At 68.6% G+C, this 17346-nt stretch carries 14 protein-coding genes; 10 read left to right on the top strand and 4 right to left on the bottom strand.

The window, feature by feature from the left end; translation table 11 throughout:
- Positions 1-381: 381 nt before the first annotated feature.
- The gene (locus HEP73_RS03395) at positions 382-1098 is read right to left on the bottom strand and encodes a response regulator transcription factor (protein WP_185822125.1); all 717 of its coding nucleotides are present in this window, start codon (positions 1096-1098) and stop codon (positions 382-384) included.
- Positions 1099-1167: 69 nt separating this feature from the next.
- Entirely contained in the window at positions 1168-2499 is a 1332-nt protein-coding gene (locus HEP73_RS03390) for a sensor histidine kinase (RefSeq protein WP_185822124.1), read from the bottom strand.
- Positions 2500-2759: 260 nt separating this feature from the next.
- Between HEP73_RS03390 and HEP73_RS03385 the strand changes: the two genes are divergently transcribed.
- Positions 2760-3515 carry a nuclear transport factor 2 family protein gene (locus HEP73_RS03385; protein ID WP_185822123.1) on the top strand — a complete coding sequence of 252 codons (756 nt, stop codon included), beginning with the start codon at positions 2760-2762 and terminating at the stop codon, positions 3513-3515.
- A gap of 30 nt (positions 3516-3545) precedes the next feature.
- Here HEP73_RS03385 and HEP73_RS03380 read toward each other — a convergent pair whose 3' ends face one another.
- On the bottom strand, positions 3546-4016 hold the full coding sequence (locus tag HEP73_RS03380) for a hypothetical protein (protein ID WP_185823274.1): 471 nt from the start codon (positions 4014-4016) through the stop codon (positions 3546-3548).
- Between the two features lie 433 nt (positions 4017-4449).
- On the opposite strand from HEP73_RS03380, the gene HEP73_RS03375 reads away from it, so the two are divergent.
- The 6 genes from HEP73_RS03375 to HEP73_RS03350 all read left to right on the top strand — a co-directional run bounded on the left by HEP73_RS03375 (position 4450) and on the right by HEP73_RS03350 (position 13598).
- Positions 4450-5304 carry an IclR family transcriptional regulator gene (locus HEP73_RS03375; protein ID WP_185822122.1) on the top strand — a complete coding sequence of 285 codons (855 nt, stop codon included), beginning with the start codon at positions 4450-4452 and terminating at the stop codon, positions 5302-5304.
- Positions 5305-5407: 103 nt separating this feature from the next.
- Positions 5408-6814, top strand: coding sequence for an MFS transporter (locus HEP73_RS03370; RefSeq protein WP_185822121.1), 1407 nt, complete (start codon positions 5408-5410; stop codon positions 6812-6814).
- Positions 6815-6928: 114 nt separating this feature from the next.
- On the top strand, positions 6929-7858 hold the full coding sequence (locus HEP73_RS03365) for a dihydrodipicolinate synthase family protein (protein WP_185822120.1): 930 nt from the start codon (positions 6929-6931) through the stop codon (positions 7856-7858).
- A gap of 275 nt (positions 7859-8133) precedes the next feature.
- Positions 8134-9429: a carbohydrate porin gene (locus tag HEP73_RS03360; protein ID WP_185822119.1), complete on the top strand. Its 1296-nt coding sequence runs from the start codon at positions 8134-8136 to the stop codon at positions 9427-9429.
- Between the two features lie 294 nt (positions 9430-9723).
- On the top strand, positions 9724-10428 hold the full coding sequence (locus tag HEP73_RS03355) for a TetR/AcrR family transcriptional regulator (RefSeq protein ID WP_185822118.1): 705 nt from the start codon (positions 9724-9726) through the stop codon (positions 10426-10428).
- Positions 10425-13598: a bifunctional cytochrome P450/NADPH--P450 reductase gene (locus HEP73_RS03350; protein ID WP_185822117.1), complete on the top strand. Its 3174-nt coding sequence runs from the start codon at positions 10425-10427 to the stop codon at positions 13596-13598. The genes HEP73_RS03355 and HEP73_RS03350 overlap by 4 nt, the downstream gene beginning before the upstream one ends.
- Positions 13599-13927: 329 nt before the next feature.
- Here the strand turns inward: HEP73_RS03350 and HEP73_RS03345 are convergent, their stop codons facing one another.
- Positions 13928-14083 (bottom strand): hypothetical protein, encoded by a 156-nt coding sequence (locus tag HEP73_RS03345; protein ID WP_185815159.1) that lies wholly within the window; start codon positions 14081-14083, stop codon positions 13928-13930.
- Between the two features lie 284 nt (positions 14084-14367).
- On the opposite strand from HEP73_RS03345, the gene HEP73_RS03340 reads away from it, so the two are divergent.
- From HEP73_RS03340 to HEP73_RS03330, 3 genes are all read left to right on the top strand, one after another.
- Positions 14368-14847, top strand: a complete 480-nt coding sequence (locus HEP73_RS03340) for a VOC family protein (RefSeq protein WP_185822116.1) — start codon at positions 14368-14370, stop codon at positions 14845-14847.
- A 286-nt stretch (positions 14848-15133) separates the two neighbouring features.
- The gene (locus HEP73_RS03335; RefSeq protein WP_185822115.1) at positions 15134-16651 is read left to right on the top strand and encodes an FAD-dependent oxidoreductase; all 1518 of its coding nucleotides are present in this window, start codon (positions 15134-15136) and stop codon (positions 16649-16651) included.
- A complete protein-coding gene (locus HEP73_RS03330; RefSeq protein ID WP_255423656.1) occupies positions 16623-17306 on the top strand; it encodes a TetR/AcrR family transcriptional regulator in 684 nt (227 codons plus the stop codon). The genes HEP73_RS03335 and HEP73_RS03330 overlap by 29 nt, the downstream gene beginning before the upstream one ends.
- The last annotated feature ends 40 nt before the right edge of the window (positions 17307-17346 follow it).

Genomic DNA, 17346 nt, shown 5'->3' with positions numbered 1-17346 from the left:
CATCAGATGATCCATGTGCCTCTCTCTCCCCAAGCATCCAAGCCGGACCCACGAACCGGCGCCCCAGGCCTAGGCCGTGCGGGACGCGCTGACGATCGGGATCGGTACCCACCCCGAAAGCGCAGGCGAGGCCTGCCGGTGTGGTGGCGCGGATTCTGCGCAGGAGGACGCAGGCAGTCAGTAGCAGCAGTTCGCGTTCGCTCTCACTTCCTCACACGCACAGCGAGACGCAGGGCGCAATGGCAATGAGATGGGGGCCGTGGCGGCGCTGTGACGGAAGGAGGCAAGCCGGCATGGCGGGCAAAACGCCGCGATCTGTCTACCGATCGAGTGGCAGCGGCTTCGCGTGCGATGCCGATACCGATGCGGAGGCTGCGAAGACTAGGCGTTGTCGCCCAGCAGATAGCCCTGCCCGCGCACCGCACGCAGCGGCAGCGTCGCCGCGGTGGCCGCGGTCACCCGTGCGCGCAGGCGATGCACCAGCACCTCCAGGCGGTGCGGATCGAAATCCCACGGCGCGTCGGTGACCGCCGCGATCAGCGTGTCGCGATCGACCGGCGCGCCGCGTTGCGCGAACAGCGCCTTGAGCAGGCCGCGTTCGGCCTCGGTCAGCGCCAGCGTGCGCTGCGCCGGTGAGGATAGCGTCCAGCCGTCGTCGCTCAGGCGCCATTCCTGCGCCGGCACCGCCTCCGGCGGCGTGGCGGGCTGCAGGCGCCGGCGCAGATTGGCCAGTGCGGCGATCAGCAGTTCCACATCCAGCGGCTTGACCAGGTAGATATCCGCGCCTTGCAGCAAGCCGCGGGTCATGTCGGTGTTGGCGCCGCGGCCGGTGAGCATCACGATGCCCGCCTGCGGCGCGATCTGCCGCAGATAGCGCGCCACCGAATAGCCGTCTTCGCCCGGCAGCCCGACATCCAGCACCACCAGATCGCAGATATGGCCGAGCAGATGCCGGTACAGCAGTTCGGCGCTGCCGAAGCCGAGCACCTGCGCGCCCTCGTGGCGCAGCTCATCGACGATGATCGCGCACAGTTCGGCGTCGTCCTCGACCACCGCGATCCGCACACCGTCCAGCACCAGACCCTGCGACGCAGTCATCGCCGGCCGCTCGCAGAAGGCGACGGCACGCGCGCGGCGTACGCCAGGTAGCGCGCGCAGGCCACGCGGCTAGCCCTCCCCGCCATTCGCGCCAGCCAGCGCAGGCGGCTGCGCATGCTCGTGCGGGAAGCTCAGCACGAACGCGGCGCCGGTGCCGGTCTCTGCATCGATCCAGATCCGCGCGCCATGCCGCTGCATCAGCCCGTTCGCCATCGCCAAGCCCAGCCCGGTGCCTTGGCCGACCGGCTTGGTGGTGAAGAACGGTTCGAAGATCCTGTCGTGCAGATCGGCGGGAATGCCCGGGCCGGTATCGCGGCACTGCAGCCAGGCTTCGCTGCCCACGCGCCGGCCCTGCAAGGTCACCGTGCCGCCATGCTCCATCGCATCGTCGGCATTGGCGACCAGGTTGAGCAGGATCAGCTCCAGCTGATGCCGGTCGAAATGCACCTGCAACCCGGGCGGCACCTGGACATCGAGCGCGATTCCGGGCTTGAGCGCCTGCTTCAACAGCGGCTGCAGCGTCGCCACCAGTTCGCCGAGATCGAGCGCCTCGGCCTGGGTCTCGTCCTGGCGGCTGAAGCTGAGCAATTTCGCGCTGACCGCGGTGGCGCGCCTGGCCGCCGACTCGACGCCATCGAACGCCGCACCGATCGCCTGCGCATCGCTGGCGCGGCGTCCCTGGCGCACGTAGCCCAGCACCAGGCTCAGCAGATGGTTGAAATCATGGTTGAGGCCGGAGGCGAGTCGCGCTACCGCTTCCACCTTCTTCGCGTTCACCAGTTGCTCTTCGACCCGTTGCCGTTCGGCCACTTCGCGCTGCAGAGTGGCGTGCGCGATGCCGAGTTGCTCGGCGCGCGCCTGCGCATCGCGCAGGCTCTGCCGCAACGCGGCCGACGTGCGGTCCAGTACCACCGCGATCAGCAGGAAGATGACGCCACTGATGAGCGCATCGCCGATGACGTCCTGCGGCTCGCCATTGCTCAGGTCCAGGTTCGTTCCGAGCGCGAACGACAGCGCGACGACGGCGAACATCATCCACAACGCCGGCCGCCCCACCGCCAGCGCGGCGATCGCCATCGGCACCACCAGCACCGGTTGCTCGAAGCGTTGTCCACCGAAGCCGCTGGCGGCGTAGCTCGCCACGACCGAGATCGCGAACACGCACAGCGTCTGGTGGGCGGCCCAGCGGAAACGACCGAAACGGATCAGCACCACGCCCAGCAGCGCGACCGCGCTGAACAGCGCGCTCAACCCCAGGCTGGTCAGTTCGCCGGGGCGCCACGCAACCGGCACCGCGATCGCGCGATACAACCACGCGGCGACGGGCAAGGTCCCGAAAAGCAGCAACACCACCTGGAACATCGGCGCATTGCGCAGATCCACCGGATCGGCGACCGGCACGGCACGCAACCATCTAGCCGGGCCATGCAACAACCGGTTGAATATCCCATCTCCCCGCATCAGCACCGCCAACCGCTCCTCCCCGCGCACCCCTGCGCGACCAGTATGCGACGATTGCGTCCCATACGCATCCTTCACGCGCTTGCGAACGCGTGAGCCGCGCGCGCCGGCCTTGCCGCTCCATTCGTGCACATGACCTACTGCACGCGCCACCGGCGCGGAAGTGCGCTGCAATCGCGGTCCTGCTGCAGGAGCCCGCCATGCGCTTTCGCCACCTTGTCCTGTGCGTACTGCTGAGCCTGAGCGGCGCCGCGGCCGCGGCCGACGACGACGCAGCGGCGGTACGCGCCGCCGATGCGCGCTACTGGCAGGCCTACAACGCCTGCGACATGCGCGCGATGGGCGAACTGCTCACCGACGACGTGGAGTTCTACCACGACAAGACCGGCCTCACCGCGACCAGACCCGCGGTACTGAAATCCTTGCGCAACGGCCCCTGCGCCGATCCGGCGATGCACCTGCGCCGCGAAGCCGTGGCCGACAGCCTGCAGTTCCATCCGCTGGCCGGCGGCTTCGCGCTGCTGTCGGGCACGCACCGCTTCTACGTACAGCGCGACGGCACGCCCGAACACCTGGACGGCCAGGCCGAGTTCACCAATCTCTGGCAAGCGGTCGATGGCCACTGGCGCATGCGCCGCATCTACAGCTATGCGCACGGTGCGGTGGCGTACGTGCCGCCCGCCACGCACCTGACCTTGGCGCCCGACATCCTGGCCGGCTACGCCGGCACCTATCTCGGCAAGAAGGTCGGCGACATCCTCGTTGCGGTGGAAGGCGACCACCTGAAGCTCACTGCCGGCGCGTTGGTCGTCACCTTGCGCGCCGAATCGCCGACGCGCTTCTTCGCCGAGGAACGCGACCTGCGCTTCGTATTCGCGCCGGCAACCGACGCAAGCGTGCGCCAGCTGAGCGTGTACGAGAACGGCGCCATCGTCGAGACCGCAACCGCGCAGTGAGGCAGCGACGGCGACGTCGCGGGCTGCGCTTCAACGCCGATGCAGCACGGACACCTCGATGAAATCGGCCGTGCTGCGTTTCAGATAGACCCGATAGCTGCCCTGTCCGGCAATCGGCACATCGAAGCCATCGCCCGGCGACAGCCCTGCGCGCTCGACTGATGCACCCTGGCGCGGCGTCGCCCGCAACCGCGTCTTCGCGCCATCCTCGCCGCGCGTCGCATTGGTCACCGTCAGCGCGCCGTCCCAAAGGACGCGGCTGTCGCCCGGCAGCAGGCTGAATTCGATCGAGGGCGAACTGGGCGCCGGCTTGCACGCGGCGGCCTGCGCTTCGGCCAAACGCCGCTCCAGCGGCTTGACCTCCACGTACTGCACGCATCCGTAAGTGCCGCCGACCAGCACCAGCACCGCCGACACCTCGGCGGCGGCGCGTTTGAACGACAGCGTCTGCCACCATTTCTGCGCAGGTGGTTGCGGCGGCTGACGGTTCGCTCGGGCCATGCACGCCACGCTATCGGCGCCGCGCAGGCTTGTCTGTTAGCACGGCTTGCGCTGTGGATCGCGGAAGCTTCCGTCTACACAGCGCTCCGCAGTCCAACCATGCATCGGTCGAAGGATGGAGCGATCGGCGGAGGATCGGCGCCAACACGGCATGGCGAACCCGCTCGATCGGGCATGGCGCCGATCGTCAGCGGAATGGCCTTGACCACCATCGTCGCGCGCCGCGCGATCGCACCCGGCGCCACCACCCGCACCCGCGGCCAATGCCGCGCTTCCACGCATGCTGCGCCGCAACTTGACGCAGCGACTGCGCCTGGCGGAACCTTGCCATGTACTTTCGAAATAATTTTCGCAATCCGAAACCTACTTGTCAAGCGACATCAGCCCGCCGGTTCGGCAAGCTGGCCACGCACGACAGCCACCAGGAAAGCCGATGACCAAGACCATCTCCCCAGGCGTGCTGGACGTCGCCTCCGACGACAGCGGCGACGCGGCGGACAAGAAGCTGCGCAGCACCGTGCAATCGCTGGCGAAGGGGTTCCGGGTGCTCGAAGCGTTTTCCTCCGAGCACGAGGAACTGTCGCTGAGCCAGATCGCGGCACTGGCCAAGCTGGATCCGGGAACCACCTTCCGCATGCTCAACACGCTGGTCGAACTGGGCTACGTGAACCGCCTTCCGGAAAGCCGCCGCTTCCGCCTGACCCTGAAAGTGCTCGACCTCGGCTTCCACGCTATCGCCCGCCGCGACCTGCGCAGCGTGGTGCGGCCGTTGCTGCGCGCACTGGTCAGCGACGTCAACGAAGCGGCCAGCTTCGCGGTGTTGCAGGGTCCCGCCGTGCTCTACATCGAGCGGGTGCGTGCCGGCATCACCCGCCTGGGCGTGGACATCCGCATCGGCACCACCGTGCCCAGCACCCGCACCGCGATCGGCCTGGCCATGCTCGCGCATCTGTCGCCGGCGGAAGTGACGCGGGTGACCGGGGTGAACGTGCACGCGCCGCACGCACCGGAGATCGCCGCCATGCTCGCCACCTTCGAGCGCATCCGCCGCGACAACTACGTGATCCTCGATTCGATGCTGACCGAGGGATTGCGCGTGCTGGCGGTGCCGGTGCTGGATGCCGACGACTATCCGCTCGGCGCGATCAGCGTCGCCGCGCCGTCGGTGCGCACCAGCCACGACGAACTGCTCGACACCGCCCTGCAACCCACCCTGCTCGCGGCCAAGGACATCGCCTTCGCGATCCAGGCCAGCGGGAGCGTCGCCGTGACCGCACCCAGCACCTGACCGTCCGGGCGCCCGCCCGGTCCCCTGCAATCCGACCGCTTCGTGGACGCTCCGGCGCCCGCGCCGGGTTCTTCTTGTCCTGCGAGAGGCAGCAACGATGCTCATGCCCACCACCACCACCACCACCGCCAACGCCGCCACCGCCCGTTCGCTGCCGCCCGCCGAGGCGCAGGCCGAAATCGGCGCCCGGCTCGAACGCCTGCCCATCACCCGCCAGGTCTGGTGGGCGCGCAACATCGTCGGCGCCGCCACCTTCTTCGACGGCTACACGGTGATCGCCATCGCCTACGCGATGCCGGTGCTGGCAAAGGAATGGAACCTGTCGCCGGCGCAGATCGGCATGATCCTGTCGGCCGGCTACCTGGGACAGTTGCTCGGCTCGGTGTTCTTCGGCTGGCTGGCCGAGCGCATCGGCCGCCTGCACGTACTGCTGTTCACCATCCTGCTGTTCGTATCGATGGACGTCGCCTGCCTGTTCGCCGGCGGCGCGGCGGCAATGATGGCGTTCCGCTTCATCCAGGGCATCGGCACCGGCGGCGAAGTGCCGGTGGCCAGCGCCTACATCAACGAACTGATCGGCTCGAAGAAGCGTGGCCGCTTCTTCCTGTTGTACGAAGTGATGTTCCTGCTGGGCCTGGTCGCCGCCGGCGGCATCGGCTACTTCCTGGTGCCGGCCTACGGCTGGAAGGCGATGTTCATGGTCGGGCTGGTGCCCGCGGCGATCATGATCCCGTTGCGTTTCTTCATGTTCGAGTCGCCGCGCTGGCTGGCGTCAAAGGGCCGCTACGACAAGGCCGATGCGATCGTGTCCGAACTGGAGCGCAGCGCCGAGCGCCGCCACGGCCCGTTGCCGGCGCCCGTGTTCGACCGCAACGCGCTGCCCAAGGCGCAGCGCTCGGACTGGCGCGAACTGTTCGGCAGCGTCTATCTCAAGCGCACGCTGGTGATCTGGTGCCTGTGGTTCTGCTCCTACCTGGTGGCCAACGGCCTCATCACCTGGTTGCCGACGCTGTACCGCCAGCATTTCGGGCTGTCCTTGCAGCAGAGCATCGCCTACGGCTTCCTCACCTCGCTGGCCGGCGTCGCCGCCGCGGTGGTGTGCGCACTGTCGATCGACAAGGTCGGGCGCAAGCGCTGGTACGTCGTCGCCTTCGCTGTCGGTAGCGTCCCGCTGCTGGCGCTGGCGATGCTGGGCGGCACCTCGGCACTGCAGGTGCTGGTGTTCGCCGCGCTGGGCTATGCCGCGGTGCAGACCATCACCTTCTCGCTGTACCTGTATTCGGCCGAGCTCTATCCCACCCGCATCCGCGCCATCGGCACCGGCCTGGGCAGCGCCTGGCTGCGCCTGGGTTCGGCCAGCGGCCCGCTGGTGGTCGGCGCGGTCATCGCCGGCATCGGCCTGCGCTACGTGTTCGTCGCCTTCGCCGCGGTGCTGCTGGCCGGCGCGGCGGTGACGCTGCTGTGCGCGCTGGAAACCAAGGGCAAATCGCTGGAAGAACTCTCGCCCTGAGTCCGGCGCCGGCCGCGGCTGCGCAATCCGCCGCACGCCTTCGATTCGCACCACCCCACGTCGAGCCTCGCGTTCGACTCCATCCCCCGTTGACCCGAAGAAAAGGAAAACAACATGAGCAACATCGACCTGAAAGGCCTGGTTCCCGCGCCCGTCACCCCGTTCACCCGCGACGGCGCCGTCGACTATCCCGCGATCAAGCGCATCGGCAAGTGGCTGGGCGGCATCGACGGCGTCAAGGGCCTGACCGTGCTCGGCCACGCCGGCGAAGGCACCTTCCTGGAGCGCGACGAGCAGGCCAAGGTGATCGAGGCGTTCCGCGATGCCGTCGACGCGCGCATTCCGATCATCGCCGGCATCACCCTGGAAGGCACCCGCGTGGCGGCCGACGAAGCAAAGCGCGCGGTCGCCGCCGGCGCATCGGCGGGCCTGATCTATCCCTCGCACGGCTGGCTGCGCTTCGGCTACCAGAAGGGCGCGCCGCAGGACCGCTACAAGGCCATCCACGAAGCCAGCGGCCTGCCGATGATCCTGTTCCAGTACCCGGACGTGACCAAGGCCACCTACAACCTGGACACGCTGCTGGAGATCGCCGCGCTGCCGGGCGTGATCGCGATGAAGAACGGCGTGCGCAACATGAAGCGCTGGGACACCGAGATTCCGGTGTTCCGCAAGGAGCGCCCGAACGTGCCGGTGCTGACCTGCCACGACGAATACCTGCTGCACACCATGTTCGATGTGGACGGTGCGTTGGTGGGCTACGGCTGCATCGCACCGGAACCGCTGATCGAGATGATCGCCGCCGGCAAGGCCAAGGACTACGCCAAGGCGCGCGCACTGCACGACCGCCTGCTGCCGGTGACCAAGAGCGTCTATCACCGCGGCTCGCACATGGAAGGTTCGGTCGCGCTGAAGTGGGCGCTGGCCGCGCGCGGCCTGCTCGATCACGCCACGGTGCGTTCGCCGCTGCTGCCGCTGGCCGAAGGCGCCGACAAGGAAATCGCCGACGCGATGGCCGCCGCCGGCCTCGGCAAGGTGGCCTGAGCCGACCGGTCCGATCCAGCTCGATGGGCCGCGCGGTTGCGCGGCCCATCCGCTGCGCCGATGGCGCGCGCATCGGCGCAGCGCAATGTGTTCGTCACCGCGTGTTTTGCCGGTCCCCCCACAGCTCTGCGCACATGCCGTGTCCGTCGCCGACGGACGCAACGCTGTCCTGCGGCTCCACGACCGGAAGGTGTCTCCCCTTCGCGCACTGCCGCGACGCCGCACACCTACTGCGCGCGTCCAGCGAGTGCCTCGCCTCGTCCGTGGAGCGTCCCATGTCCCGAACTCTTTCTTTTGTCTCGTTGCTGGCCGCCGCCGCGCTGCCCGCCACCGCCATGGCCGCCGACACCGATCGATGGCTGGACGAACACGGCATCGCGCCGCGTTTCGTCTGGTCCAACGACTACGCGCGCAATGCCGATGGCGGTCTGTCGCGCGGCGATCGCAATGCCGGCGGCGTGGTCGCCGGCGCCGACCTGGACCTGCAGCGTCTGTTCGGCATTCCCGGCGCCACGCTGCACGCCACCGGCGCCTGGTACTACGGCGACAGCCTGTCGCAGCGCCAGATCGGCAATACGGTCAAGGTGCAGGGCTACTGGTACCCGCAACAACAGGCGCAACTGGCGCAGCTGACCTGGGAACAGGTGTTCGCCGATGGCCGCTGGCAACTCGTCGCCGGACGCATGAACACCACCTGGCAATTCGCGCGCAGCCGCTACGGTTGCCGCTTCGTCGGCGCATCGGATTGCCCGTTCCAGCTGAGCCAGGCCGATGGCGGCTTCGTCGGCTTTCCCTACGTCAACTGGGGCGCGAAGCTGCGCTACAAACCCGGCGCGACCTACGTCTCGGTGGGCGCGTTCGAACTCAATCCGCAACGCAAGAACAACCACGGCCTGGACTGGAGCACCGCCGACAGCAGCGGCGTGCTCGGCACCATGGAGGTCGGCTACGAGCCCGACCCCGCGCTCGGCCGAGGTGCGCCGCGCTACGTGGCCGGCGTCTGGTACAACTCGGCCGACTACAGCGACCTGCGCTACAACCGCAGCGGCGGATTGCGCGGCCTGGTCGGCGGGCAGGCGCGCATGTACGACGGCGGCCGCTGGGGCACCTACGTGATGGGCGAACGCGCGCTCTACCGGCCGCAGGGCATGGCCGGCAAGCGCATGCTGGTCGCATTCGGCAACATCGCCGCGCCTTTGGATTCGCGCCAGGTGTACGACCTGCAGGTCACCGCCGGCCTGTACTACGCCGGCCCGTTCGCATCGCGGCCGGGCGACGGATTCGGCATCGTCGCGAACTACTACCGCTTCAGCGCCGACCAGCAGGGCTACATGAACGACCTGCTGCGCAAGCGCGGCGCGGCGCCGGACATCTCGCGCAACGAAACCATCTTCGAACTCAACTACAGCTACCGCGTCGCGCAGTTGCCGCTGTCCCTGGTCCCGAACGTGCAGTACATCGTCAATCCCGACATCCTCGGCAATACCGCCGCACGCCGCGCGCCGGACAACGCGCTGGTGATCGGCTTGCGGGTGATGGTCAATATCGGCGGGCTGGGTACGCCGAAGTGAAACGCATGCAGGGCGCACTGCGATAGCGGCAAGCGCTGCGGTTTGCAGCGCTTGCACGGCCGCGCGCCCACCTGAGCGGCATGCCGATCGGGCAAAGCCTGCGGCGAGGACGGGCAACGTATCTCGCCGCGATTCGCGGCACGGCGCAGCGGCCGCTTCTCGGGCAGGAACACGCAGCAATGCCGTGCCTGCGCCAGCCGCCGCGCAAACGCTCTGCCCGCTGAACGGCCGAGTTGCAAAGACCGCCGACTGCCATTAAATGTACGACTGAACATTTATGCAGGAACACCGACCATGGCGGCAAAGCCACCCCCGCGCCCCCGCGGCCGCCCCAGCAAGGACCAGGCCGACGGCCGCCAGGCGCTGCTGGCGGCGGCCACCGGCAGCTTCGCCCGGTACGGCTTCGAGCGGGCCGATATCCGCACCATCGCTGCCGCCGCAGGGGTGAGCCCGAGCCTGGTGCGCGTGCATTTCGGCAGCAAGGCCGAACTGTGGAACGCCTGCGTGAACCAGCTCGCGCAGGACGTCGTCCCGCGCCTTGCGGCCATGGCGCAGCTGACCCGCCACGACCAGCGCCCGCTGCACGAACGGCTGACGGACGCCATCCTGATCATGGCCACCTTCTACGAGGCCAACCCCGCGGTCCGCGACTTCGTCGCGCGCGTGGTGTCGGAAAGCCCAGAGCGCGCCACCGTCGTCGCCGAACGCTTGCTGCGTCCCTCCTACGAAGCCGGCCATGCGCTGATCCTTGCCGGCATCGAGGCCGGCATCGTGAAGGCCACGCACCCGGCGCTGTTCTTCGTGCTGCTGAACAGCATGCTGAGCCAGCCGCCGGAATTCCCGCAATTGCTGGCGCGGCTGGCCCCGGAGATCGCTGCCGGCGAGGCGCGGCCGCGACTGGTCGCCACCGTCCTCGCCACCTTGCTGCATCCACCGCATCGCGACACCGATCGCGCGCCGGTCGCGCCACTGCACGCTCCCCAGGAAGGCACCCCATGACAGACGCAATCCCGCAACCGCGTTCGCTGCCGCTGCTCGGCAATTTCCACCACCTCGATGGCGATGCGCCGGTGCAGAGCCTGATGCGGCTGGCCAAGGTGCACGGCCCGATCTTTCGCTTGAACAGCGGCCCGCTGTCGCTGACCGTGCTGAGCGGGCAGGACCTGGTGGACGAGGTCTGCGACGAAACCCGCTTCGAGAAGAAGCTGCACCGTCCGCTGCAGGCGCTGCGCGACCTCGGCGGCGACGGCCTGTTCACCGCCTACAACGACGAACCCAACTGGGCCAAGGCGCACCGGCTGCTGATGCCTGCGTTCGGTCCGATCGGCGTGCGCTCGATGTTCGGGCGCATGGAGGACATCGCCGAACAGATGCTGCAACGCTGGGAGCGGTTCGGCCCGGACGCGGTGATCGACGTGGCCGACAACATGACCCGGCTGACGCTCGACACCATCGCGTTGTGCGCTTTCGATTACCGCTTCAACAGCTTCTACCAGAACGAGATGCACCCCTTCGTCGCGGCGATGGTGGGCGCCTTGGCCGAGGCCGGATCGCGCGCGCGCCGGCCTGACCTGGCCAATCGCCTGCTGGCGCCAGGCCGGCGCCGCTACGAAGCCGACCTGGCGATGATCCGCAGCGTCGCCGATACCTTGATCGCCGAGCGCAGGGCCGACCCCGACGCGGCCTCGCGCGACGACCTGCTCAACCTGATGCTGTACGGACGCGACCAGGCGACCGGCGAAGCGCTGTCGGACGAGAACATCCGCTACCAGATGGTGACCTTCCTGATCGCCGGCCACGAGACGACCAGCGGCCTGCTGTCGTTCGCGCTGTATCTGCTGCTGCGCCATCCGGCGGCGCTGGCGCGCGCGCGCCAGGCGGTGGACGCCGCGTTGGGCACGCAGCCGCCGCAGGTCGAGGATCTGGCCAAACTGCGCTACATCGAGCAGATCCTGCAGGAAACCCTGCGGCTGTGGCCGACCGCACCGGCGTTCGCGGTCGCGGCGCGCGAAGCGACCACGCTGGCCGGCCGCTATGCGGTCACGCCGCAGGACACCTTGCTGGTGCTGATTCCCACCCTGCACCGGGATCCGAAGGTATGGGAGGAGCCGGAAGCCTTCCGTCCGGAGCGCTTCGCGCCCGACGCGGCCGAACGGCTGCCGCCCAATGCCTGGAAACCGTTCGGCAACGGCGCGCGCGCCTGCATCGGGCGCGGCTTTGCGATGCAGGAGGCGCAGTTGGTGCTGACGATGATCCTGCAACGTTTCGACCTGGACCAGGTCGATCCGAACTACCAGCTCGAGGTCGCGGAAACCCTGACGCTGAAGCCGGACGGCTTCCGCATCCGCGCGCGCCGGCGCGATGATGTCGCCCTGCGCCGCCGTAGCGCGGTGCCGTCCGCGCCGCAGAAAATCCTGGCGCCGGCCACCATCCCGGCGCCCGCCAGCACGGCCGCGGGGACGCCGCTGCTGGTGCTGTACGGCGGCAATTCCGGTTCGTGCGAGGCGTTCGCGCAGCGCATCGGCGGCGACGCGGCGGCGCAGGGTTATGCGCCGGTGGTCGCGCCGCTGGACGACCATGTCGGCCGCCTGCCGCGCGACGGCGCGGTGGTGGTGGTCACCTCCTCCTACGAAGGCCAGCCGCCGGACAACGCGCGCCGCTTCGTGGACTGGATCGAAACCCTGGCTGCCGGCGATCTGGCCGGCGTGCGCTACGCCGTGTTCGGATCCGGCAACCGGCAATGGGCACGCACCTACCAGGCGATTCCGAAACGCGTCGATGCCGCGCTGGAAGCGGCCGGCGCCGCACGCTTCAAACCTCGCGGCGAAACCGATGCCGGCGGCGATTTCTTCGGCGGCTTCGATGCCTGGTACGCCGGCCTGTGGGCGGATCTGGGCCAGGCCCTGGGAAAGGCGACGATGGAGCAGACCGCGCACGCGCTGGAGGTGGACATCGTGCCCTCGGCACGGCTCGGCGCATTGCGGCTGACCGAACTCGACCAGGGGCGCATCGTCGACAATCGCGAACTGGTCGACATGTCCGCGCCGTTCGCGCGCTCCAAGCGCCACATCGAGATCGCGCTGCCCGACGGCATGCGCTACCGCACCGGCGACTATCTCGCGGTGCTGCCGCGCAACCCCGCCGCGCAGGTCGAGCGCGCGCTGCGGCGCTTCGGGCTGGCCAGCGATACCCAGGTCGTCATCGGCCAGCGGCCCGGTGCGGCATCCGGCCTGCCCAGCGGCTATCCGGTCGCGCTGGCGCAGGTGCTCACCGACTACGTGGAGCTGGCGCAACCGGCCACCCGCGCGCAGGTCGCGCAACTGGCCGCCGCCACGCGCTGCCCGCCCGATCGCGCCGCGCTGGAAACGCTGGCCGCCGAGCCGGCCTATACCGACGAGGTGCTCGCCAGGAAAACCAGCCTGCTCGATCTGCTCGAGCGCTTCCCCGCCTGCGAACTGGGGCTGGGCGCGTTCCTCGGCGCGCTTCCGGCCATGCGCGCGCGGCAATATTCCATTTCCTCCTCGCCGCTGCGCGACCCGGCACAGTGTTCGCTGACCGTGGCCGTGCTCGACGCACCGGCGCTATCGGGAATCGGGCGGCGCCGCGGCGTGGCCTCCACCTATCTGGCCGGCCTGGACGCAGGCGCGCTGGTGTCGGTCGCGGTGCGGCCTTCGCAGGCCAGCTTCCACCCGCCGGAAGATCCGGCCACGCCGATCATCCTGGTCTGCGCCGGCAGCGGCATCGCGCCGTTCCATGGCTTCCTGCAGGAGCGCGCGATCCAGAAGGCGGGCGGCCGCGACGTCGGCGAAGCCTTGTTGTTCTTCGGCATCGACCATCCCGACGTCGACTGCCTGTACCAGGAGGAATTGCAGCGCTGGCAGGACATGGGCGTGGTCGATGTGCGCCTGGCCTGCTCGCAAGCGCCGCAGGACGGCATCGCCTATGTCCAGCACCGCATGTGGCAGGACCGCGAGCGCGTGTCGGCGCTGTTCCAGCAAGGCGCCACCGTGTTCGTCTGCGGCGACGGCGAGCACATGGCGCCGGCGGTACGCGACACCTTCGTGCGCATCTATCGCGACAGCATGGGCGTCAGCGACGAAGCGGCAAACGCCTGGGCCGACCGTATCGAACGCGAACACGGCCGCTACGTGGCGGACATTTTTTCGTGACAGCGAGGAGATCAGGACCGTCTGGCGAACGGCAGCGGAGGCAACCGCCTGCGAATGCGCTCGCCCCGGGCGGCCTTGCTTGCGGCCATGCGCCGATGGGTTCGTTCGGGACAGCGCATGCTGCTGACGCCTTCGCATCGGCATCGCCTTGTGCGACGGCCAACGCGGCGCCAAGCCAGGCGTATCCCTGCGCAGCCGCGGCGCGAACGGCAGCGTAGGTTTCTCTAGTCCGGTTGCGGGCTGGAAAGCCGCAGGAGCAGCGACATCGGAGTGCCGCGTTGCGACAGGACCCTCGTGGCAGCGCGCCATGCGCACGCTGCCCATGCACGCTACTTCTTCAGCGACGCATCGTCGCCGCTCTTCGTCGCGGCTGCATCCTTGGCCGGGCGGTTACGATTCTTCTTGGCCCGGGTGACCAGATAGAAGGCGGATCCGACGAACAGGATGAACAGTCCGGCGACCCATGGCATCAGCGTGGTGTCCATGCAAAGCTCCGTGTGGTTGTGCGGCCTCTAAAACACCACACCGCAGGTGAAGGGCTTGCTAGCCTGGACCCGCCTCGACGGCGCGCGCGCCAGACCGAATGCGGCATGCTGCCGTGCGACATGCCTTCCGGCGCCATCCGTAGCTTAATCGCGCCGTAGCATCCGGCGTGCGCCACGTGCCAGCAGCGTGGCGCTTCTCGTCGCATGCGCGCCACGGCTGTCCCCAACTCGCGCGGCGGCGATGCTGTCCGCTGCGATATCCCTGCCCACTCAGGAGCATCCAGATGATCAGCAAGAACACCATTTGCCTGTGGTTCGACGGCACCGCGCTGGATGCCGCCACGTTCTACGCCGATACCTTTCCCGACAGCGCGGTCAAAGCCGTGCACCGCGCGCCCGGCGACTACCCCGCCGGCAAGCAGGGCGATGTGCTGACGGTCGAATTCAGCGTGCTCGGCATTCCGTGCCTCGGCCTCAACGCCGGCCCCGCGTTCCCGCACAGCCAGGCGTTCTCGTTCCAGGTGGCCACTGACGACCAGGCCGAAACCGACCGTCTGTGGAACGCGATCGTCGGCAACGGCGGCCAGGAAAACGCCTGCGGCTGGTGCAAGGACAAATGGGGCGTGTCGTGGCAGATCACCCCGCGCGTGCTGACCGCCGCGATCACCGATCCCGATCCCGCGGTGGCCAAGCGCGCGTTCGAGGCGATGATGGGCATGATCAAGATCGACATCGCCACGATCGAGGCCGCGCGGCGCGGTTGATGCCTGCGCATGCTTCGCGATCTGGCCGGCCGCCGCGGACGGCACTGCGCAGATTCGCAAGCTCAATCGCCTCCCATCACGATGTCGTATCTGGTGCCATTTCCCGCAGGCACAAATCACCGCATTTTTTGCGGCGATTAGGAACCGTAATCGCCGCATCGGCAAAACAGCCCTTTTTGCGTCGCTTTTGAGAGGAACCCGTACTCGCCAAGTAATTGTTGCTTGACTGCCAGACCTCGGCCTGCAATAAATGACCCATTGGTCATTTATATCGAGGACACATGCCATGGCCGAAGTACTGATCGTGGGCGCCGGTCCCACTGGGCTCACTCTGGCGTTGTGGCTGACCCGGCAGGGCGTGCGCGTGCGCCTCATCGACAAGAGCGCCGGCCCGGGCGAGACCTCGCGCGCCATGGCGGTGCAGGCACGCACCCTCGAGCTGTACCGGCAGGTGGGCATCGCGGACGCGGTCGTCGCTGCCGGCCATCGCACGCCGGCGATGAACCTGTGGGCACGCGGCAAGCGCCGCGCGCGGATCGCGCTGCAGGATTCCGCGGCGGGCATCTCGCCCTACCCGTTCGTGCTGGTGTATCCGCAGGACCAGCATGAGCGCCTGCTGATCGCCCAGCTCCAGGCGTTGGGCGTTGCCGTCGAGCGCACTACCGAACTGCTGGCCCTCGAGGACCACGGCGATCGCGTCGCCGCGCGCCTGCGCCTGCCCGACGGCAGCGAGCAGGCGGCGGACTTCAGCTATCTGGCCGCCTGCGATGGCGCGCGATCGCCCGTGCGCCACCAGCTCGGAATCGGCTTCGAAGGCGGCACCTACAAACAGGTGTTCTACGTCGCCGATGTCGAACTCGGCGGCCTGCAGTCGATGGACGAAGCGCACATCGCGCTGGGCGACGGCGACTTCATCCTCGTGCTGGCCTACAGCAAGCGCGGGCACTACCGGCTGATCGGCACCGTACGCGACGCGCGCGCCGACCGGGCCGAAAGCCTGACCTTCGCCGACGTCAGCCAGGACGCCATCCGCAACCTCGGCGTGCGTATCGACCGGGTCAACTGGTTCTCGACCTATCGTGTGCACCATCGCGTCGCCGACGCCTTCCGTCGCGGCCGCGTGTTCCTGCTCGGCGATGCCGCGCACGTCCACAGCCCGGTCGGCGGCCAGGGCATGAACACCGGCATCCTCGACGCCATCAACCTGTCCTGGAAACTCGCCGACGTGCTCCAGAACCACGCGTCCGACGCCGTGCTCGACAGCTACGCCGCCGAGCGGCAGGCCTTCGCGCGCACCCTGGTCAACACCACCGACCGCGCCTTCACCCTGGTCACCGCCGAAGGCAGCGCGGCGAGTTTCGTCAGGACCTACGTCGCCCCGACCCTGGCCAGCCTGGCCTACCGACTGCGCAACGTCAGCGAGCTGATGTTCCGCACTGTGTCGCAGACGATGCTGAACTATTGCGACAGTCCATTGAGCGCCGGCAAGGCCGGCGACGTCGCCGGCGGCGATCGCCTGCCGTGGGTGCAGACCGCGGACGCCGACAACTACGCCGCGTTGCCGCAGATCGGCTGGCAGCTGCACGTCTACGGCAACGCGCAGCCCGCACTTCAGGCCTGGTGCGACGCGCGCGACATCGCCCTGCGCGTCTTCGCATGGCAGCCCGGCCATCACGCCGCCGGCTTCGCGCAGGACGCAGCCTATCTCGTGCGTCCCGACGGCTATATCGCCTTCGCCACGGCCGACGCATCGCCCGCGGCGCTGGATGCGTATCGTGTGTCCCACGGATACAGCCCGCACTGAGCACCGAGACCGCATGACGCAACCGACGACCCCCAAATGGAAACGCCGCAAGGAAGACCGCCCTGCGGAGATCCTGAGCGCCGCGCTCGACGCGTTCGCCGAGAACGGCTTTGCCGAGACCAAGCTGGCAGACGTGGCGAAACGTGCAGGTGTGGCGAAAGGCACGCTATACCTGTATTTCGACAACAAGCAGGATCTGTTCGCCGCGGTCGTGCGCCACGGGCTGCTGACCAGCCTCGCCCCGATCGAGGAAGCCGCCGCCAGCTTCGAAGGCGGGCTCGCCGAACTCAGCACCCTGCTGCTGGCGCGCGCCGCCGAGCGCATGGGCGACCAACGCCTGCCCGCGATCATGCGCATGGTGATCGGCGAGAGCCGCGCGTTTCCGGAACTGGCCCGCATCTGGCACGCCGAAGCCATCGACCGGGTGATGTCCACTGTCGCCGGCCTCATCGCAAAAGCCCAGGCGCGCGGCGCGGCCCCCGCCGGCGATCCCAAGCTCTACGTGCTGTCGATCATGGGGCCGATGCTGATGGCGATGCTGTTCCAGCAGGTCTTCGGCAGCGACAGCGCGCACGCGCCGGATCTCGGCGCGCTGGCCGAACAGCACGGACGGTTGCTGTTGCACGGGATCGAGCCGAGAGCCGGTACCGGATAAACCGGGATCGGACTTCGCCCATCCCTTCCGCGCCGCTCTA

It is taken from the genome of Xanthomonas sp. GW (assembly GCF_014236815.1).
GTDB lineage: Bacteria > Pseudomonadota > Gammaproteobacteria > Xanthomonadales > Xanthomonadaceae > Xanthomonas_A.
This window is presented reverse-complemented; position numbering and strand designations above follow the sequence as displayed.